This is a genomic window from Pseudomonas sp. LY-1, assembly GCF_053502595.1.
This window is the reverse complement of record NZ_CP094353.1, coordinates 4,797,501-4,817,132: the sequence shown is the minus strand read 5'-3', so window position 1 is coordinate 4,817,132 and position 19,632 is coordinate 4,797,501. Positions and strand designations below refer to the sequence as shown.

The following is a 19,632-nucleotide window of genomic DNA, read 5'->3' as shown; positions in this document are numbered from 1 at the left end:
CCACCGTCGGTGGTCATCGGTTTACCCTTACCAAAAAGATCTAAAGCATGCACTTACGCTACATTGCAGTCGGGTTGTCGGCCCTTGTTTTGCTCTCGACCGTGGCCCACGCCCGCAGTCTGCCCAACCTCTATACCGCCACCGAGCAACGCGCGTCCTTTGATGGCTGTGCCGATCTTTTCCCCGCCGCGAAACCCATCAACACCGCCACCGTGCCTGCTGGTATGCGCCCCCTGGCCCTGTGCTCCGACAATTTTGCGGTGCTCTATTCGCAGACCAGCAAGACGCCGCTGGTGGTGGTCGAGCGCCTGAATGCCGCGCAATTGCAGGATGCCAAGGGCGAGGAACGCACCAACCTGTTCTACCCCGACCCGCGCATCCAGCGGCCGATGGACTATGACGCGTTCGTGAAGAGTACCGGGCTGAAGTTGCTCGGTAATCTTCCGGTCTCCGGGTCAGTAGGGCGCACGTAAGGCGTGTGAGTCGCCCAGTGTCGCCGCTACGCCGCACCGAGCGTGCGAAACTCGACGGTGAGGTGACTCACTTCATGCACCGGTTTGAGGCGCTCGCGAATGCTGTCGGCATCCGCTGTGGCGTGGCCGACGACGCTCACGATTGCCGCATGCACACCTGGCCCTACCTGCCAGACGTGCAAGTCGGTAATCGTCGCGTCGCCCGGTTGTTCCACCAGTTCCCGGATCTCTGCGGCAACATGCACGTCGGTCTGATCGAGCAGGACGCCGGCGGTCACGCCCATCAGGCTCCAGGCCCAGCGTGCAATCACGATGGCGCCGACGATGCCCATCGCCGGGTCCAGCCAGACCCAACCCAGATACCGCCCCGCCAGCAACGCAGCAATCGCCAGCACCGAGGTCAGCGCGTCGGCGAGCACATGCACGTAGGCGGATCTCAGGTTGTTATCGTGGCCATGGCCATGTTCGTGCTCGTGGTCATGCCCGTGGCTATGACCGTGGCCGAGCAACAGCGCACTGACGATATTGACCACCAGCCCTACGATAGCAATCAGGGTTGCCGTCCCAAATTGCACCTCGGTCGGCTGCAGCAGGCGCATGATCGACTCGATGCCAATGCCCAGGGACACCAGCGCCAGGATCAGCGCCGAGGCAAAGCCGCCCAGATCGCCGACCTTGCCGGTACCGAAGCTGAAGCGCGGGCTGGACGCATGGCGCCGGGCATAGGCATAGGCCGCAGCGGCGATGCCCAACGCACCCGCATGGGTGGCCATATGAAAACCGTCGGCCAGCAGGGCCATCGAACCGGTCAGGGCGCCGGCGGCGATTTCCGCGACCATCATCACTACCGTCAGCATCACCACCCATAAGGTGCGCTTGGCGTTTTCTTCGTGGGCCGCGCCGAGGAAGACATGCTCGTGGGTGTGACCGTGCGCGTGATCGAGGCTCATTTCGAGTACCGCCGAATGGCTTCAAGCAGCTCTTCTACGCCCTGGTTACGTTCTTCCTCGCTGAGGGATGGGGCCGCCACATGCGCCCTGGCATGTTCTTCGATGATTTCTTCCATCAAACCGTTGATGGCGCCGCGTGTGGCGGCGACCAGGTGCAGGGTCTTGGCGCAATCGCTGTCCGACTCCAGTGCTCTTTCCACCGCTTGAATCTGACCGGCAATGCGTTTGACACGCTTGATCAGACTGTCTTTGTTTGCCGCTATATGGCTCACAATATACCCCCCCTACCTATGAGGTGCGGAGCATCACATACCTGGCCCCCCTATGCAATATTTCACTCCGGGCGCCGATTCCCCTGAAGGCCGGCCCCCTCGGTTTATACTCGATGGCCTCGTAATCAAACCTCTTCCAACACGCGCCCGATCCGGCTGAGCAATCTGTTCAAGCTAGTTGAGCATCCGAGGTAGACCCCATGGGCGTCTACGCATGCGTAAGCCCAGTCAGCGTATCCGCAATCGTCTTGGTCCGTTGCGCAGTCCCCTCTGTCGCACGGCTTGACGCCTCCAGTGCATCGAGCATTTCGCGCAAGGCACCGACGCCGCTGGACTGGTCTTCAATCTGCTGGGCAACACGCTGGATTTCGCCGGATAACAGGTCGATATCCACGCCGATTTCTGCGGCATTCTTGCGGGTGATTTCCGCCAGCTTGCGCACCTCGTCCGCCACCACCGCAAAACCCCGGCCCAGGTCGCCTGCGCGCGCGGCTTCGATCGCCGCGTTGAGCGCCAGCAGGTTGGTCTGGCCGGCGATTTGTTGAATCACCTGCACAATCGACTGGATGCGCAAACTCGAACCGGCCAGGGTCCGCGCACCGACCACGGCATCATCGGCCTGGCTGGACAAGCCCTCGACCGTCGCCCCGGCCTTCGCAGACACGGTGTTCTGCTGGTCGATGGTGCCAACCAGTTCGTCCATCGAGGCGTGCAACTCGCCGGAGTAATGCTTGATCTGCGAGGAGATTTCCGCGTGTTGACGTTCGGCCTGGGCCAACACTTGGCCCAGGTCCGCCAGGCCCTCGAACACCGGCAAAATATTGCTGTCCAGCCCGCGGGTATTCAGGGCACCGCTGAAGTCATTGTTTTTGAACGCTGCAATCTGCTTGACCACCACATGGTTCAATCCCGCCAGTTTATTCACCTGGCGGCGTAGGAAGAAGGCTTTGAACTCGCCGTAGTGCGCAATGAAATTGTCCGCGTACTCGTCGCTGAAGCTGGCGCCCTTGGCCACCCGAAAGAAGAAAATTGCGGTCAGCGTCTGGTTCAGGTTCAAGCCCAGGATTTCCCCAAAGGTCGACAGCCCTGCCAGCGGCACATCGCCAAACGTCCCGGCCATGCTGCCCAATTCGGTGGCGTTGTTCAGCCTGCGCAAAATGCAGTCATTGAGAATGCCCGCCACCGGCTGCCCGCCCTTGCCGCGCAGAAACTGCTCGTAGTCCACGCGGGTGGCCTCACGCAACGGCGTGCGCCGGACCATCACCAACTCCTCGCCGGGTGCCACGTCGCAATACAGTTGGACGATCTGGTGTTCATAGTCGATCCGTGCGATGGAGCGCACGAACAACTCATTGCCCACGCGGATGGCAAACGAGTAATCCGCCAACTTCGATTCCAGCGCCTGGGGCGCGCAATTGAAGGCGTCACACAGCGCCTGCACCATGCTCTTGATATTGCCCGCGCTGTCGATCACCTGGTCAATCGTGCGGTCCTCTTCGGAGGCGGTCAGCACGTTGAAGGTCAAATCAGCCGGTTTGAAGTTCTGGCTTTTAAATACGCCAAAACGCACATTCGCGGCGGTCTTCAGGAACACGATTTGTGCGTGGTTCTGGTAACTGCGCTGGCCGTCATGGATCAGCGTTTTCTGGAAATCCAGCTTGCCCCCGGCCGACCCGCCGACAAACAGGCAGGGGAAACGCCCCGATTCATACAGCGCCTCCATGAAAAACGACTCCGACGCCGATAACCCGTCGAACACCACGTAGGCCAGCGTGTCGCGATGGTCGATCAGTGTGTGCGCCTGCACGCGCTTGATATTGCTCGTCAGCTTGGCAATCCGCTCCTTCATGCCCATGCGCTTGCCGCCGCTGCGGATGTCTTCACACTCCAGCGGCACCATCACCACTTCGGCGGAGGCGATCAGGCTGTCGTCAAACAGCTGCAGCACAATCCGGTCCCAGCGCTCGCCGGTGGTGCAATACAGCGAATTCGCCGCGTTGCACAACTCGCCGGCGGAGGTACACAGGCTGATGCTGGTTTGCGGGAAGCGGCGCTTGAGCTTGGCGGCGACCTGGTCGATGTCCAAGTGAGGGGAGATGAAACCGGTGATCAGCACCGGCGCGATGCGCAGGTTAGCCAATGAAGACTCCAGCTCATTGGCGGTGCAGGTCAGGGTGGCGGTGCCTTGACGATCGGCCCGGGCTTTTTTTAGGAAGTTGAGTGGATTCATGGCGACGGGCTCGATCCAGTGAGGGGACGCATGCAATAGGCTTGCGGCTAATAAGGTTATCGGCCGATGTGGCGGAGACTGGAGGAGGAGAATCGGGGCGACGACGAGGTGCAGGGGGCCAATCCGGCATTTACATCCGAACGGGTGGGTATCTCTGCACAACCCTGCAAGCACAGAAACAGCATAAAAGTGGGGAAGGACAGTTTGCGCATGTATAAAACCATGCGCTCGCTCAATCGATAAAAGCTCAGTCTTTACTGTTGCGCTGTCCAAACGGCCAGTTCATAGCCGTCAGGATCAATGAAGTGGAACCTGCTTCCACCGGGGAACGAAAAGGTTTCGCGGGAGATCACCGCGCCCACAGCCTTGAGCCGCCGCTGCGCGTCCTCGAGATTGTCCGCATACAAGATGACTAAAGGACCGCCCGGCCGCACCGGCTCCCCCGTGGTGAAGCCACCCGTCAGCCGGCCATCGCTGAATTCGGTATAGGTCGGGCCGTAGTCGACGAACGTCCATCCGAACGCGTGGCCGTAGAAAGTTTTGCTGCGGGCAATGTCGCTGACATTGAATTCAATATTGTCGATCTGTCGATCTTGACCACGAACGCTCATGGCTGCCTCCTTGGCGAATGTCCAAAGCGGCGATTGTAGCGGATCGGTCGTTGGAAGGCTGCTGGGAGCAAGGCGCTAAGCCTTGCCATACGCCATGTACTCGTTCTGCAACACGATGTGATCTGCCACGTACTTCGCATCATGCCAAACCCCATAGATAAACGACGACGCCCGGTTCACCAGATTCGGCAGGCCCAGGAAGTAGATCCCGCTCTGTGCCGAAATCCCGCGTTTGTGGAACGGTTCGCCGTTCTCGTCGAACGCATCGACCTTCAACCAGTTGAAGTCGAACTTGAACCCGGTGGCCCACAGAATCGTGGTCACGCCGGCTTCGGCCAGGTCCAGGCTGAGGATCGGGTCAAGCAGGCATTGCGGGTCGGGCAGCAGTTCCCTGGCTTGCGGTTCTTCGGGGAACGGCAAGCCGTTTGCCTCGATATAGGCATCGGCGTCGCGCAGTACCTCGAAGTACGCTCGATCGCCCTGCGCCACGTTGGCGGCCAGGCCAGGGGCGAAGGTCATGACGCCTGCGTTCCAGTGTTCAGTGGCGCCCACCAGGGTGATCCCTTGGTGGGCGAGGCGGCGGAAGTCGACGGTCTTGCCGCCTTCGTAGCCGCTGACGGCAAAGGCCACGTGTTTTTTCTTCGGCTGGATTTTGACTTCATCCCACAGGCCCAGGGCGCCGAGCCACCAGCAGTAGTCGCGGCCGCGGTAGGCGCGGGGAGGGCGGTAGTGTTCGCCGACCGAGAGGTACACGGTTTTGCCGGCCTTTTGCAGTTCTTCGGCGATCTGCGAGCCGGAAGCACCGGCGCCGACCACCAGCACGGCGCCTTCGGGCAGTTGGCCGGGGTTCTTGTAGGCGCAGGAATGCAACTGATGCAGCGGCGCGGTGGCGGGCACGATGTCCGGGATCGAGGGGCGTTGGAACGGGCCGGTGGCGGCCACCACGTTAGCGGCCTCGATCACGCCCGCCGAGGTAGTCACCTTGAAGCCGGGGCGACCGACATGGCGCTCCACTTGCTGCACTTCGACGCCGGTGCGCACCGGGGCGTTGAGCATCTCGACATAGGCTTGGAAGTAGTCGGCCATGCGCTCCTTGGGCGGGAAGGCTTCGGGGGAAATGCCCTCGAATTTCAGGCCGGGGAAGCGGTCGTGCCAGGCCGGGCCGTTGGCGACCAGCGAGTCCCAGCGCTCCGAACGCCAGCGCTCGGCGATGCGGCTGCGCTCCAGCACGATATGCGGCACACCCATCAGCGACAGGTGCTCGCTCATGGCGACGCCGGCCTGGCCTGCGCCGACTACCAGGGTGTTGATTGTTTCGACGGACATAGGCGTTTCCTGAAAAGTTAGAGGTTTATCTGCAATACCGCAGAGCCGCATTTGATCGATGATCGGCCTGCTCACTGCTGCGGTTCTTTGAGCAGCTCGGCCACCGCCGTGAGTGCGAGTCGGTAACCCAGCGCGCCCAACCCGGCGACCACGCCGGTGGCGGCTTTGGACACGTAGGAGTGATGCCGGAAGCTTTCGCGCTTCCAGATATTGCTCATGTGCGCTTCGATGATCGGGCCGTCGAACGCCAGCAGTGCATCGAGGATCGGCACCGAGCTGTAGCTCAGCCCGGCGGCATTGATCACGATGGCGTCGGCGTTCAGGCGGGCCTCTTGAATCCAGTCCACCAGCACGCCTTCATGGTTGCTCTGGCGAAAGTCCAGGGTCAGGCCCAACTCTGCGGCGTGGCCCTGGCAACACGCTTCGATGCTGGCGAAGCTGGCGCTGCCGTAGGTGCCGTGCTTGTCCAGCCCGTAGAGGTTGGCGTTGGGGCCATTGAGGAAGTACACGGTGCGGGGCATGGGGTTCTCCGGCTTATTTCGCGACGTGCAGCGCGACGTTGGCGTCGGCCGCCTTCATACGGTCCAATCGTCCGGCACCACGGCGATCACATCGATCTCCATCAACCACTCGGGCTGGCCCAGGCCGGAAATCACCAGCCCGGTAGATATCGGGAACACGCCCTTGAGCCATTTGCCGACCTCCTGATACACCGGCTCGCGGTAGCGCGGGTCGATCAAATAGGTGGTGGTCTTGACGATATGGGACAGGTCGGAACCCGCCTCCTCAAGCAGTTGCTTGACGTTTTTCATGGCTTGTTCGGCTTGCGCGCGCGGGTCGCCGAGGCCGACCAGGTTGCCGTCGAAATCAGTGCCGATCTGGCCGCGTACATAGATGGTGTTGCCGGCGCGCACGGCCTGGCACAGGTCGTTGTCCAGCGCCTGGTTGGGGTAGGTCTGCTTTGTGTTGAACATGCGGATGCGGGTGTGGGTGGGCATGGCTGGCGACTCGTCGGAAGCGGGATGCAATCAGCTTCACATCGCCTGTTGCCGGGCGAAACCAGCATTTGTGCGGGGTAGTGCTTAGGAAAAACCGAAGCCCGTGCTGGTCATCGCCCTGCGCCGGCCCCGCGCCTATCCCGGCATGAACCCTGCAACACGCTGGGCATACAGTCATTACCGAGGTACAGGCCTGATGCTCAGTCGTATTACTCAGCGCCAACTGGAATATTTTGTCGCGTCGGGCGAGGCGGGCAGCATCAGTGCCGCCGCTGAACGCATCCATGTGTCGTCGCCGTCGATCTCGGCGGCGATCACTCATATGGAGGCTGAGCTGGGCATCCAGCTGTTTATCCGGCATCACGCCCAGGGCATTTCCCTCACTGCCGTGGGGCGTCTGGTGATGCAAGAAGCCAAGCAGATCATGGAACAGATGAGCAACCTCTACACCATCGCCTCGGAGTCATTGAACACCGTGCGCGGGCCGTTGCGGGTGGGCTGCCTGGAGTCGCTGGCGCCGATGATCACCCCCGAGCTGGTGTTTGGCTTCGGCCGCGCGTTTCCCGGCGTGCGCCTGACTCAGGCCGAGGGCAACCACGAGGAACTGCTGGAAAAACTGCGCAGCGGCGAGCTGGACATCGCCCTGACCTACGACCTGGTGACCAGCCCCGACATCGACTTCCAACCCCTGGCGCACCTGCCGCCGTATGTGATGGTCGGCGAGTACCACCCGCTGGCGAGCCTGTCGGCGGTCAGCATGCAGGATCTGGAGGCGTACCCGGTGGTGCTGCTCGACACGCCGTGGAGCCGCGACTATTTCCTCAGCCTGTTTATGCAGGCGGGCACCACGCCGAACATCATCATGCGCTCCACCAACCTCGAAACGGTGCGCGCCATGGTCGGCAACGGGATCGGTTATTCCTTCGCGAATGCGCGGCCCAAATCGAACCTGTCCCAGGACGGCAAACGCGTGATCCGCCTGCGCCTGGCGGGCACGCACCGGCCGATGAAGCTGGGGTACGCCACGGCGAGCAACACTCAACTGTCACGCGTGGTGTCGGCGTTTGCCGAGCGCTGCCGGATGTTTGTGTCCGACCAGTACATCCCCGGCATGGCCCCGCCGAGCTTTTTTGACCCGCATGCGGTGCGCTCGCTCAGCAGTGTGAGCTGAATTTGCACCAAAAGGTGGCGTGTTCGGCGCGGTGAGTTCAGGCGCGCACCCTTTCGGTCAGGGCATGCGGCATATCCAATGTGGGAGGGGGCTTGCCCCCGATTGCAGTGGGTCAGCTTGCTGATGTGTTGCTGATGCGCCGCTATCGGGGGCAAGCCCCCTCCCACATTGGTTTTTGGTGGTTTCGAGGGCGGCGGGGGGCTGCGTAGGTTCTGCCTACCCAGTGGACCGGGTTTTACGAATTGACCCCAAGGGCCCGTCCCCACGACTCTGAATTCATTGACGCAGATCAATTTCCTTCTTTTGGGGCAGGGCAGCGCGACGATGACATTCGATTGGAATTATATGTTGGGGCTGCTGGGTGACGCCGAGTTCTGGCGCGCAACGTGGACGGTGATCAAGCTCAGCACCCTGACCTGGGTCTTGAGTATCGGTCTGGGCTTTCTGCTGGCGCTGGCCAAGCAATCCAGGCATGGGCTGCTCAGCGTTCCTGCGCGTGGCTATATTTGGCTGTTCCGCAGCCTGCCGTTGTTGGTGCTGTTGATCTTTATCTACAACCTGCCGCAAGCGCTGCCCGGCACGTCGGCGATTCTGGCCGACCCGTTCTGGTCCGGCCTGTTGGCCCTGGTGATCTGCGAAACGGCGTATGTGGCCGAGATCCATCGCGGCGGTCTGCTCTCGATCCCCAAAGGCCAGGGCGAGGCAGCGCGGGCGTTGGGCTTGAAGTTTTTCGGCACCCAATGGCGCGTGGTGATCCCCCAGGCCGTGCGGGTGGCGCTGCCGTCCCTGGCCAACGAATACATCTCCATCGTCAAGCTCACCTCGCTGGTGTCGGTGATCTCGCTGACGGAAATCCTGATGGTCGGCCAGCGCCTGTATTCGCAGAACTTCCTGGTGATCGAAACCATGGCGGCGGTGGCGTTTTTCTACGTGTTTATCGTCACCGTGTTCGACTTCCTGCTCAAACGCCTGGAGCGCTTTCTCGACGTCAACCAACGCAATGTGTCGCGGGTTCCCGATGCGACGGTGCTGGCGCTGGCCACGCAACAACGGGTTGCGCTGCAACGTCCGGCAACCACCGGGGCCCCGGCGCTGCAAGCCACGCGGCTGCACAAGGCCTACAACGACATCGAGGTGCTGGGCTCGGTCAACCTGCAGGTCCAGCCCGGTGAAGTGGTGTCGGTGATCGGGCCGTCGGGGTCGGGCAAAACCACCTTGATTCGCCTGCTCAACGGCCTGGAGCAACTGGACAACGGCGAGATCAAGATCAACGGCCAGCCGTTCATCCACCTGAACAAAACCGGCGCGCAGAAACCGCAGTACGTCGAACACGCCGAGCATCGCCTGAACATCGGCATGGTGTTCCAGAGCTTCAATCTGTTCCCGCACTTGAGCGTGCTCGACAACCTGCTGATGGCGCCGAAATACCACGGCCTGGGGCGTACCGACGCGCTCAAGCAACAGGCCTACGCGCTGCTGCACAAGGTTGGCATGCTCGACCACGCCTGGAAGTACCCGCACCAACTCTCCGGCGGCCAGCAGCAACGCGTGGCCATCGCCCGCGCGTTGATGATGCGCCCGCAGATCATGCTGTTCGACGAGCCCACCTCGGCGCTCGACCCGGAGAAAGTCAACGAAGTGCTGCAAGTCATCGAAGCCTTGGCCGAGGAGGGCATCACCATGGTGATCGTCACCCACGAGATGAATTTCGCGTTCAAGGTCTCCGATCGGATCGTGTTCATGGAGAAGGGGCGTGTGGTCTGCGACGACACGCCTGCGGTATTGCGCAGCGGCCAGAACCCACGCGTGGAGGCGTTCCTCAAGGACGTCTCGCTGGCGTGACCCTCTAACGTTCAGGAAAAACAAAATGATCGAGCAACATCAAATCGAGCAGTTCCAGCGCGACGGCTACCTGGTGGTGGAAGGCGTGTTGTCGATGGACGAAGTGGCCGCGCTGCAGCACGACTTCGACCAATGGGTAGAAGAAAGTCGCCGCCATGACCAGGGCTGGGGCACCACCGTGGATGGCCGCGCACGCTTCGATCTGGAGGGCGACCATCGCGCCGATCACCCGTCGCTGCGGCGGGTCAGTTCGCCCACCGAGATTTCCCCGGTGTATGAGCGCGTGGCGTTGCATTCACGCATGGCGGCGATTTCCGCGCAGTTGATCGGCGCCAGTGGCACGCGCTTTCACCACAGCAAGATCAACTCGAAGCTGCCCCGCACCGCGACCCAGGTGAAGTGGCACCAGGACTTTTTATTCACGCCCCACAGCAACGACGACATCATCACCGCCTTGCTGATGGTCAGCGAAGTGACCCCGCAAAACGGCCCGCTGAATGTGATCCCCGGCAGCCATAAAGGCCCGTTGTGGTCGCACTGGCAGAACCAGCGTTTCACCGGCGCGGTGGACGACGCCGTGGTCGCGCAACACTGTCGGCAACCGGTCGCCTGCTACGGCCCGGCCGGTTCCGTGTGCTTCATGCACACCCGGCTTTTGCATGCCTCCAGCCCTAACGAGACCGAACTGCCGCGCACCCTGTTCATCAGCGTCTACGCCGCTGAAGACGCGCTGCCATTCGGCGAAAACCCTCTGCCCAGCGCACATGCCGGCCTGCTGGTGGCCGGTGAAGAAAGTGGCTTGATACGTTCCACGGACAACCAACTGCGCTTGCCGCAGAAACCCCGTGGCGCGTCTTTCTTCGTGCAACAGGCCGGACAAGATTCTGCCACTGCCTAACCTCCCAACCCCCTTGCAGGTATTGACCATGACAGCGTTTCGTAAAAGTGTTCGTCCCCTTGCCGTGTGCCTGCTGGGCGCAGCGGTTGCGATGACCTCGTTGGCGGCTTCGGCGTTCCAGCAGGACGGCAAGATCATCGCCGGTTCCGATGTGACGTTCTTCCCCTATGAGTACATGGATAACAACAAGCCAGCGGGCTTCGATATCGAGTTCATGGACGGCCTGGGCAAGGTCATGGGGCGCAAGGTCGAGACTCTCGACACGCGTTTTCCCAACCTGATCACCGGCCTGCAGGCCGGGCGTTTCGATGTGACCAACTCGTCGATGTACATCACCGCCGAGCGGGTCAAGGTCATCGACATGATCCCCTACCTGAAAAGCGGTGAGTCGATCCTGACCCTTAAGGACAGCACCTTCCAACCCAAGACCCCGGAAGAATTCTGCGGCCACAAGATCGGTTCCATGGGCGCTACGTCCTGGCTCGCGCAGATGAACAAACTGTCGGCCGAGTACTGCGTGGCCAAGGGCTTGAAGCCGATCCAGATCAGCGAGTACAGCACCGACCCGCAAACCACCCAGGCGCTGCTGGCCCATGCGGTCGAAGCGCAGATCACCGACGCGGCCGTGGCCCGTGGCGTGATCGACAAGCTGGGCAGCCGCGTGGTGATTTCCTCCGACGCCTTGATCTACCCGGTGCTGAACGGCTTCGGCGTGAAGAAGGGCAATGACACGGTCAAGCAAGCCTTGCTCGACGGCCTGGAGAAGTACCGCGCCACGCCGGAATACGCGGCCTTGCTCAAGAAGTACAACTTCGAGGCCCCCACCGATGCCGACCTTGCGGCGCTGATGCCCAAGTAAGCCTATTGCGCGGCCGCCGTCTTGCGGTCGCGCCCTGCGGAGACCGATCCATGGCGTTATCCCTCGAAGAACAGACGCGCATCGACCTGGCAGCGACCTTTCGCATCGTCGCCCACCTGGGCATGCACGAAGCGGTGGCCAACCACTTCAGCGCTGCCGTGTCGGCCGATGGCAAACAGTTTTTGCTCAACCCGAAGTGGAAGCACTTCTCGCGCATTCGCGCCAGCGACCTGCTGCTATTGAACGCCGATGACCCCAACTGTGCCGACCACCCGAACGTGGACGCCACCGCCTGGTCGATCCACGGGCAGATCCACCGGCTGCTGCCGCACACCCGCGCCGTGCTGCACCTGCACCCGGTCTACACCACGGCGGTGGCGTGCCTGGCCAAGCCGCACATCCCGGCGATCGACCAGAACACCGCGCGCTATTTCAACCGCGTGGCGGTGGACGAGCTCTACGGCGGCATGGCCGATACCGAAGCCGAAGGCGCGCGCCTGGTCGGCCTGCTCGACGGCAAGAGCCGCCTGTTGATGGGCAACCATGGCGTGATGGTGACCGCTTCGTCCATCGGTGAAGCGTTCGACGATATCTGGACCCTGGAGCGCGCCTGCCAGATCCTCGTCACGGCGTGGTCCACCGGGCAGCCGTTGCGGGTGTTGTCCGATGAAGTGGCGGAAAAAACCGCGCGGGGCTGGGAAGGCATTACCGATTTCTCGCGCCAGCATTTTGAAGAAATGAAGCAAATGATGATCGATGCCGATGCGTCGGTGCTCGACTGAGGAAGCGCTATGACCTTTTCCGTTGTTGCCCGCTGTGCCGAGACGGGCCAGTTGGGGATCGCCATCAGTTCGTCGAGCATCGCCGTGGGCGCGCGTTGCCCGTGGCTGCGCCCCGGTGTGGGCGCGGTGGCGTCGCAGAACATCACTTTGCCGAGCCTGGGCCCGCAGATTCTCGACCTGCTGGAGCAGGGCATGACGCCGAGTGAAGCCGTGGCGGCAGTGTTCGCCGGGCAGGACCATCGCGACTATCGGCAGGTGACGGTGATCGATCGGCTGGGCCGCACCGCGCACTTCAGCGGCGCGCAGACCCTCGGCCTGCATGCCGCGCTGAGTGGCGAGCAATGTGTTGCGGCCGGGAACATGCTGGCCAATCCCGGTGTGATTGCCGCGATGGTCGGCGCGTTCGAAAACGCCTCGGGGCATCTGGCTGACCGGCTGCTCGCCGCGATGCACGCAGGCCAGGCCCTCGGCGGCGAAGCGGGGCCGGTGCATTCGGCAGCCTTGGTGGTGGTCGACGATCTGCTCTGGCCCATCGTCAATCTGCGCGTGGACTGGGCCGATGCCGAGCCGATCGGCGCCCTCGATCAGTTGTGGCAGGCCTATCGCGGGCAACTGCAAGACTACCTCGACCGCGCCCTCCACCCGCACATCGCGCCGGGCTATGCGGTGCCGGGAGATGACCGATGAGCCACAGCCGTGACCTGCTGGCGCAACTGGTGCGCTTCGACACCACCAGCCGCGAATCCAACCTCGCGTTGATCGACTTCGTGCGTACTTATTTGCAGGGCCACGGCGTCACCTGTGAACTGGTGTTCAACGAACACAAGAACAAGGCCAACCTGCTGGCCACCATCGGCCCGGCGGATGTGCCCGGCATCGTGTTGTCCGGGCATACCGATGGGGTGCCGGTGGACGGCCAGCGCTGGAGCGTGGCGCCGTTCGACCTCACCGAACAAGACGGCAAGTTGTACGGGCGTGGCACCGCCGACATGAAGGGCTATATCGCCTGTGTGTTGGCCTGTGTGCCGGCGTTGGTGCGGGCGTCGTTGCGCATGCCGGTGCATATCGCGCTGTCCTATGACGAGGAGGTGGGGTGCCTGGGCGTGCGTTCATTGATCGAACGGTTTTGCGCGCAGCCGGTCAAGCCGCTGTTGTGCGTGATCGGCGAGCCCACCGAGCTCAAGCCGGTGCTGGGGCACAAAGGCAAATTGGCCATGCGTTGCGATGTGCATGGCGCGGCGTGTCATTCGGCCTATGCGCCGTCGGGCGTCAACGCCATCGAATACGCGGCCTGCTTGATCCGGGAACTGGTGCGGCTCGGTGAAGAACTCAAGGCGCCGCAACACCTGAACGCGGCGTTCGATCCGCCGTTTTCCACGGTGCAAACCGGGGTGATGAGCGGCGGCAAGGCGCTGAATATCGTGCCGCAGCAGTGCAGCTTCGATTTCGAAGTGCGCTCGCTGCCGGCCCAGGATCCGTGGCAGGTGGCGCACCAGTTACGGTTGTATGCCGAGCACACCCTGCTGCCGGCGATGCAGGCGGTGAGTGCGCAGTGCGCGATCGGTTTCAGTGAGTTGTCCAGCTATCCGGGGTTGGCGACTTCGTCGCAAAGCCAGGCCGCTGAGTGGGTCGCGCAGTTTTGCGGTTCGCGGGACTTCGGTACCGTCGCCTTCGGCAGCGAAGGCGGGTTGTTCGATCAGGCGGGGATTCCCACCGTGGTGTGTGGGCCTGGCAGCATGGAGCAGGGGCACAAGGCGGATGAATTCATCAGCCTGCAACAACTGGATGCCTGTGATCGAATGCTGGAGCGGGTGGTGGAGTTTGTGCGTCAATAGCCCTCGCACTGACACTCGTGGTGAAGAAGGGGCCCCAGTTGAACGAACACACATTGTCCATGCGCCTGGAACGCGTGGCGGCGCATGTGCCGGCCGGGGCGCGGTTGGCGGATATCGGCTCCGACCATGGCTACCTGCCGGTGGCGTTGCTGCGCCGCGGCCTGATCGCGGCGGCGGTGGCGGGGGAGGTGGCCGCGACGCCATTCCAGGCCGCCGAACGCACCGTGCGTGAAAATGGCCTGGAGCGACATGTCAGCGTGCGCCTGGCCGATGGCCTGGCAGCCATCGAACCCGGCGACGCGATCAGTGCGATCAGCGTCTGCGGCATGGGCGGCGAGACCATCCGCGACATCCTCGACAGCGGCAAGGCCTGCCTCACCGGCCAGGAGCGCCTGATCCTGCAACCCAACGGCGGTGAACAACCGTTGCGCCAATGGCTGATGGACAACGGTTACCGCATCCTGGTCGAAGAGTTGTTGCGGGAAAACCGCTTCTACTACGAGATCATCGTCGCCGAGCGCGCCGAACCGCGGGTGTACAGTGCCGAGGAGTTGTACTTCGGCCCGCTGCACCTGCAGGCCCGCAGCCCGGACTTCCTGGCCAAGTGGCAACGCCTGCTGCGGCAAAAGCAGAAAACCCTGGCCGGTTTCGAACAGGCTCGCCAGGCGTTACCGCCGGCCAAGGTGCAAGAGGTCGCCCAGCAAGTGCAGTGGATCACCGCGTTGCTGGCGTGACCGCAGCGGGTTGATCGAACCCACTCGCTACGCGGTCGTTCCCGACGCTGAGTGCTTTCGCCCCATCTTCGCGCACGGCACACGATTTTTCGGGTGTCGCACCGCCTGTTCAGGGGGGCGCTCTCTGCGGCCCGTATCTTGCTTGAGCCTTCCCAATCAATGACATGGCACTTTGCCGTTAGTCATTTCAAGGCGTCACCCATCGTTGCCGCGTGTGGGTGGTTTTAGGGAGTAGTCGGCCATGCACAGTCTTTTGTCACCCGGTATCCGCCTGCTCGGACGTTTCGGCTTCGCACGCAAATTCCAGATTCTGTTCATTCTGTTCATGCTGCCCTTGGCCGGGAGCCTCTGGATGATCGGGCTGGACTATCGCGACAAACTCGCGGTGATTTCCAGCGAAAAGTCCGGCGTTTCTCAACTGCTGACCCTGGACGCGCTAGATGGCCAATTAACGGCCCAACGCAACCTGGCGTCGCGCTGGAAAGCGCTGGACCTGCTGCGTGAACCGACTCCCGCAGCCAAGGCGGCGATGGACCAGGTGGATGCGAACAACCCGCTCATCCTGCAAAGCCTGCAAGCCCTGGGCGACGCGCTCAAGAAACAGGGCGCGAGCGCCGATACCCTGGCCCGCTTCGATGCGTTGCAGGCAGCGGTCAAGGGGATGGATGTGCAATCCCTGCGCACCGTCGGCTGGTGGCCAGACGGCTACGATCGCTTCACCTCGGCGCTGAGCGCCATGCAAACCCTGCGTGAACAGATCACCCTCGACGCCGGCCTGATCCTCGACCCCTGGTTGGAGACTTACCTGCTGATGCAGATTTCCAGCCAGCACACGCCGGACCTGATCGAGCGTATCGGGCGCATGGCCAGTATCGGTCAGTCGTCCATCGCCTCGGGCCAGTTCACCTTGCAAAGCCGCTTGCAGATGCGCGACCTGCGCGGCCGTATCGGCGATGCGCGGGACCAGTTGGTCAAGGCAGCGGCATCGCTCAAGGCCAAGCCATATGCCGGCCTGGAACCCTGGACCGCGCAGTACGACAACAGCCTGCAACAACTGGACAGCGAGCTCAAAGTGCTCGACGACGGCGTGTTCGGCGGCACCATCAAGCTTGACCCTGCCAGTTTCGAGCGCAGTGTCGACACCATGCTCGGCAGCCTGGGCGCGTTGCGCAAGCAATCGCTCGGCTCGCTGGATGCGCGCCTGACCCATTACCACGACCGCTCCTTGCAGCAATTCATCCCCGTAGCGGCTGTTTTCAGCCTGCTGGCCCTGGCGGCGCTGTACCTGTTCATGTGCCTGCAAGCCTCGATCCGCCGCAGTGCCAGCGGTATCACCACGCTGGCTGAGTCGTTGCGCGACGGCAACCTGTGTGTGGAAGTGGCTGTGGACGGTCGCGATGAGCTGGCGGCGATCAGCGCGGCGCTCAACGTGGCGGTGGTGCAACTGCGTACCAGCCTGCTGGGGGTCAATCACGAGACTCAGCAACTCGGGTCGGCGGTGCTTACGCTCAATTCGCAGTCGGGCAGCACCCTCAGCGACGTCGAAGACCAGCAACACCAGATCAGCCAGATCGCTGCGGCGGCGACGCAATTGGCCGCCACCTCCATGGGCGTCGCCAAAAGTTGTGAGCAAGCCTCCGGCAGCGCCCAACACACCCGCCGCATCGCTGAAGACAGCAGCCGCGACAGCCAGCGCACCACGGCGAGCATCCAGCAACTCAACCAGCGCCTGACCGACACCGCCAACGCTCTGGAGCAAGTGAGCCAACAGGGCCAGCAGATTCAGTCGGTGGTCGACACCATTCGAGGCATCGCCGAGCAAACCAACCTGTTGGCACTCAACGCCGCCATCGAAGCCGCGCGGGCCGGCGAACAGGGCAGGGGGTTTGCCGTGGTCGCCGATGAAGTGCGCAGCCTGTCGCAACGCACTCAGGCCTCCACCGCGCAAATCGCCGGCACCGTCGACAGCCTGCGCGCCACGGTCAGCCAGGCCGTCACACTGATGAGCGTCGCCTGTGCCCAGGCGCTGACCGATGCCGAATCCGTTACCGGGCTGGGCGCGCGGCTGGGCGAGATCGCTGGAGCCGTGCAGAACGTCACCGACACCCTGGCGCACATCGCGGCGGCGGTGGAAGAACAAGCGACGACGGCGGACGAGGTGAGCGGCAATATCCAGCAAGTGGATCAGGCAGCAGGGCGCTTGCTCGATGGCGCGCGGGCGGTGAATCAGGCAGCGGATACGTTGAGCAAGGGCAGCCGTGCGCTGAGTGACAACACCGCACGTTTCCGCCTGAGTTGAATAGGCCGCCGGGTGTAAGCCGGTCTAGTTTGTGTCCTGACTGGACTCTACCTCGAGTTTCAATCGGTCAGCCTTGCTGATGTACTTGTCCTTGGTTTTCGGCGCCAATTTGGCGCTGGCCTTTTTCGCGTTGGCCTTTAATAGCTGATTGATCTTTTTACGACGGTTCATGTTGGTCTCACCCACCTGGTCAATTCTCGAATGATATCAGCTAAAAACAATGGGCCCGATTTTGACGGTGCGGTGTCATAAAATAGTGGCACAATGCCTCATTCTCAGGCATCGCAAGCACAAGGAGATGAGCCTTGCACCTATTGATCACTCGCGCCGCCTCACTCAGGGCCACGCTTCATCGCCCTGAACCCTTCAACCTGTTCACGCTGTTGCGCAGCGCTTCGGACGAGGTCCGCCTGCACTCTCGCTACCTGGCTTTTTTGCTCAACCCCAAGGGCGGCCACGCCGCGGGCGGGAAACTGCTGGAGCTGTGGCTCGCGGCGTTGAATATAGAAGGCTTCGATTGTCGCGCTGTCACGGTGGATGTCGAGTACCGCAATGTCGACATCCTGATCCGCAACGGCAAGCGCCAGGCGATCATCATTGAGAACAAGCTCAACGCCGAGGACCAGGACGCCCAGTTGCACCGTTACCTGGAAGCGCTCCAGGGCGAGGGCTACCAGACGTTCCCGCCGTTGTACCTCACCCTGGACGGGCGCGACGCCGACACGCGCAGTTGCCTGGGCATCGACTACCAACGCATCAGCTACGCCGCCGACATCCTGCCTTGGCTTGAGCAATGCCAACCTTGGGTGATCCGCGAAGCGGGCGTGCGAGAAAGCCTGCTGCAGTACATCGACCTCATCGCAAAACTGACTTTCCAGAACCAAGGACACGCCTACATGGACGCGCTCAAGCAGACGTTACGCCAGGACAACAACCTGCTCGTGGTCAAGGACCTGCAGAGAGCCTTCACCGAGACGCTCAAAGACCTGCAACTGGAACTCTGGCAAGCCGTTGCCAAGTGCGTCGAAGATAAATACCCCGCGCTGCCCAAGCCCTCTGAAGCGCCCACTGCGGCGGTTATCGACCGTTACTACAGTGCGGCCAGGGACAACCGTTATTACGGCCTTCACTACGAGCTGGGCTTTATGGCGGGCTCGGTCTACATCGAGCTTAATCATCGCTTCTATTGTGGCTATTGCTGCGATGCCGAATCCCATCCTCGCGATTTCGGGCAACTGGAAATGTTGACGCTGTTGTTGGAGAACGATGGCGTCAGCGACAATGGCTTGCTCTGGCGCTTCACCACCGAACTCAATATGAAACACCCCAGCGACGAGCACCTGAAGACACTGCTTGCATCGGGGACGCGAGCGCAAGCGGCAGAGCGCATGGCAGACGACCTGTACGACCTCTGGTACAAGGCGCATGAACTCTACGGCGCAGCAGCGTCGGGCGCGGGCCGCATGGCGGCCGATCAGCCAGGCTGAGGCTTGGGGTCGCGCCGCTGGACAGCTACTTGCCCTACTCAGACTCCCGAGCCTGAGTAGGGAAAAGAATTTTCAGGCGGGGGTTGACCACGTAATTTAATCCTGTATTATTTGCCTCCCGCTAACGAGCAGTTCGCTGCTGGTCTGGCTTAAGTAATTGATTTTGTTGATAAAATTAAAAACTTTTAGGGTTGCTACTTCGAAGAGTGTGCTGTAGAGTGCGCTCCTCGGTTGAGACGAAAGATCTTAACCAACCGCTCTTTAACAACTGAATCAAGCAATTCGTGTGGGTGCTTGTGGAGTCAGACTGATAGTCAACAAGATTATCAGCATCACAAGTTACTCCGCGAGAAATCAAAGATGTAACCAACGATTGCTGAGCCAAGTTTAGGGTTTCTTAAAAACCCAAAGATGTTTGAACTGAAGAGTTTGATCATGGCTCAGATTGAACGCTGGCGGCAGGCCTAACACATGCAAGTCGAGCGGTAGAGAGAAGCTTGCTTCTCTTGAGAGCGGCGGACGGGTGAGTAATGCCTAGGAATCTGCCTGGTAGTGGGGGATAACGTTCGGAAACGGACGCTAATACCGCATACGTCCTACGGGAGAAAGCAGGGGACCTTCGGGCCTTGCGCTATCAGATGAGCCTAGGTCGGATTAGCTAGTTGGTGAGGTAATGGCTCACCAAGGCGACGATCCGTAACTGGTCTGAGAGGATGATCAGTCACACTGGAACTGAGACACGGTCCAGACTCCTACGGGAGGCAGCAGTGGGGAATATTGGACAATGGGCGAAAGCCTGATCCAGCCATGCCGCGTGTGTGAAGAAGGTCTTCGGATTGTAAAGCACTTTAAGTTGGGAGGAAGG

The 19,632-nt window shown here is 61.7% G+C and carries 19 protein-coding genes and 1 rRNA gene (1 of these 20 cut by a window edge); 12 read left to right on the top strand and 8 right to left on the bottom strand.

What is annotated here, in order from left to right:
• Positions 1–47: 47 nt before the first annotated feature.
• On the top strand, positions 48–473 hold the full coding sequence (locus MOQ67_RS22015; RefSeq protein WP_198717605.1) for a DNA/RNA non-specific endonuclease: 426 nt from the start codon (positions 48–50) through the stop codon (positions 471–473).
• A 26-nt stretch (positions 474–499) separates the two neighbouring features.
• On the opposite strand, the gene dmeF is transcribed toward MOQ67_RS22015, so the two are convergent.
• From dmeF to MOQ67_RS21980, 7 genes are all read right to left on the bottom strand, one after another.
• Positions 500–1,423 (bottom strand): CDF family Co(II)/Ni(II) efflux transporter DmeF, encoded by a 924-nt coding sequence (gene dmeF, locus MOQ67_RS22010; RefSeq protein ID WP_198717606.1) that lies wholly within the window; start codon positions 1,421–1,423, stop codon positions 500–502.
• Positions 1,420–1,695: a metal/formaldehyde-sensitive transcriptional repressor gene (locus tag MOQ67_RS22005; protein WP_046382607.1), complete on the bottom strand. Its 276-nt coding sequence runs from the start codon at positions 1,693–1,695 to the stop codon at positions 1,420–1,422. Before MOQ67_RS22005 ends, dmeF begins: the two co-directional genes overlap by 4 nt.
• 208 nt (positions 1,696–1,903) lie before the next feature.
• Complete coding sequence (locus MOQ67_RS22000) at positions 1,904–3,925, bottom strand: FIST N-terminal domain-containing protein (protein ID WP_198717607.1); 2,022 nt, start codon at positions 3,923–3,925, stop codon at positions 1,904–1,906.
• 254 nt (positions 3,926–4,179) lie between these two features.
• The gene (locus MOQ67_RS21995; protein ID WP_198717608.1) at positions 4,180–4,536 is read right to left on the bottom strand and encodes a VOC family protein; all 357 of its coding nucleotides are present in this window, start codon (positions 4,534–4,536) and stop codon (positions 4,180–4,182) included.
• Positions 4,537–4,611: 75 nt separating this feature from the next.
• Entirely contained in the window at positions 4,612–5,862 is a 1,251-nt protein-coding gene (locus tag MOQ67_RS21990; protein ID WP_198717609.1) for a flavin-containing monooxygenase, read from the bottom strand.
• Between the two features lie 71 nt (positions 5,863–5,933).
• On the bottom strand, positions 5,934–6,383 hold the full coding sequence (locus tag MOQ67_RS21985) for a type II 3-dehydroquinate dehydratase (RefSeq protein ID WP_198717610.1): 450 nt from the start codon (positions 6,381–6,383) through the stop codon (positions 5,934–5,936).
• Between the two features lie 54 nt (positions 6,384–6,437).
• On the bottom strand, positions 6,438–6,860 hold the full coding sequence (locus MOQ67_RS21980) for a RidA family protein (protein WP_010567220.1): 423 nt from the start codon (positions 6,858–6,860) through the stop codon (positions 6,438–6,440).
• Between the two features lie 196 nt (positions 6,861–7,056).
• Between MOQ67_RS21980 and MOQ67_RS21975 the strand changes: the two genes are divergently transcribed.
• From MOQ67_RS21975 to MOQ67_RS21935, 9 genes are all read left to right on the top strand, one after another.
• Complete coding sequence (locus MOQ67_RS21975; protein ID WP_198717611.1) at positions 7,057–8,031, top strand: LysR family transcriptional regulator; 975 nt, start codon at positions 7,057–7,059, stop codon at positions 8,029–8,031.
• 324 nt (positions 8,032–8,355) lie between these two features.
• Positions 8,356–9,873 carry an amino acid ABC transporter permease/ATP-binding protein gene (locus MOQ67_RS21970; protein ID WP_198717612.1) on the top strand — a complete coding sequence of 506 codons (1,518 nt, stop codon included), beginning with the start codon at positions 8,356–8,358 and terminating at the stop codon, positions 9,871–9,873.
• A gap of 25 nt (positions 9,874–9,898) precedes the next feature.
• Positions 9,899–10,771 (top strand): phytanoyl-CoA dioxygenase family protein, encoded by an 873-nt coding sequence (locus MOQ67_RS21965; RefSeq protein ID WP_017849369.1) that lies wholly within the window; start codon positions 9,899–9,901, stop codon positions 10,769–10,771.
• 28 nt (positions 10,772–10,799) lie between these two features.
• The gene (locus MOQ67_RS21960; RefSeq protein ID WP_198717613.1) at positions 10,800–11,630 is read left to right on the top strand and encodes an ABC transporter substrate-binding protein; all 831 of its coding nucleotides are present in this window, start codon (positions 10,800–10,802) and stop codon (positions 11,628–11,630) included.
• Between the two features lie 50 nt (positions 11,631–11,680).
• Positions 11,681–12,412, top strand: coding sequence for a class II aldolase and adducin N-terminal domain-containing protein (locus MOQ67_RS21955; RefSeq protein ID WP_198717614.1), 732 nt, complete (start codon positions 11,681–11,683; stop codon positions 12,410–12,412).
• A gap of 9 nt (positions 12,413–12,421) precedes the next feature.
• Positions 12,422–13,099, top strand: a complete 678-nt coding sequence (locus tag MOQ67_RS21950; protein WP_193040247.1) for a DUF1028 domain-containing protein — start codon at positions 12,422–12,424, stop codon at positions 13,097–13,099.
• Positions 13,096–14,247 carry an acetylornithine deacetylase gene (gene argE, locus MOQ67_RS21945; protein ID WP_102618551.1) on the top strand — a complete coding sequence of 384 codons (1,152 nt, stop codon included), beginning with the start codon at positions 13,096–13,098 and terminating at the stop codon, positions 14,245–14,247. Before MOQ67_RS21950 ends, argE begins: the two co-directional genes overlap by 4 nt.
• A 38-nt stretch (positions 14,248–14,285) precedes the next feature.
• Positions 14,286–14,981 (top strand): tRNA (adenine(22)-N(1))-methyltransferase, encoded by a 696-nt coding sequence (locus tag MOQ67_RS21940; protein ID WP_169886381.1) that lies wholly within the window; start codon positions 14,286–14,288, stop codon positions 14,979–14,981.
• Between the two features lie 241 nt (positions 14,982–15,222).
• Positions 15,223–17,280: a methyl-accepting chemotaxis protein gene (locus tag MOQ67_RS21935; RefSeq protein ID WP_017849363.1), complete on the top strand. Its 2,058-nt coding sequence runs from the start codon at positions 15,223–15,225 to the stop codon at positions 17,278–17,280.
• Between the two features lie 24 nt (positions 17,281–17,304).
• On the opposite strand, the gene MOQ67_RS21930 is transcribed toward MOQ67_RS21935, so the two are convergent.
• The gene (locus MOQ67_RS21930; protein ID WP_017849362.1) at positions 17,305–17,451 is read right to left on the bottom strand and encodes a DUF2986 domain-containing protein; all 147 of its coding nucleotides are present in this window, start codon (positions 17,449–17,451) and stop codon (positions 17,305–17,307) included.
• Positions 17,452–17,585: 134 nt separating this feature from the next.
• Between MOQ67_RS21930 and MOQ67_RS21925 the strand changes: the two genes are divergently transcribed.
• Both MOQ67_RS21925 and MOQ67_RS21920 read left to right on the top strand, forming a co-directional pair.
• Positions 17,586–18,767, top strand: coding sequence for a PDDEXK-like family protein (locus MOQ67_RS21925; RefSeq protein ID WP_198717615.1), 1,182 nt, complete (start codon positions 17,586–17,588; stop codon positions 18,765–18,767).
• Positions 18,768–19,184: 417 nt separating this feature from the next.
• A 16S ribosomal RNA gene (locus MOQ67_RS21920) occupies positions 19,185–19,632 on the top strand; it runs 1,089 nt beyond the window's last position.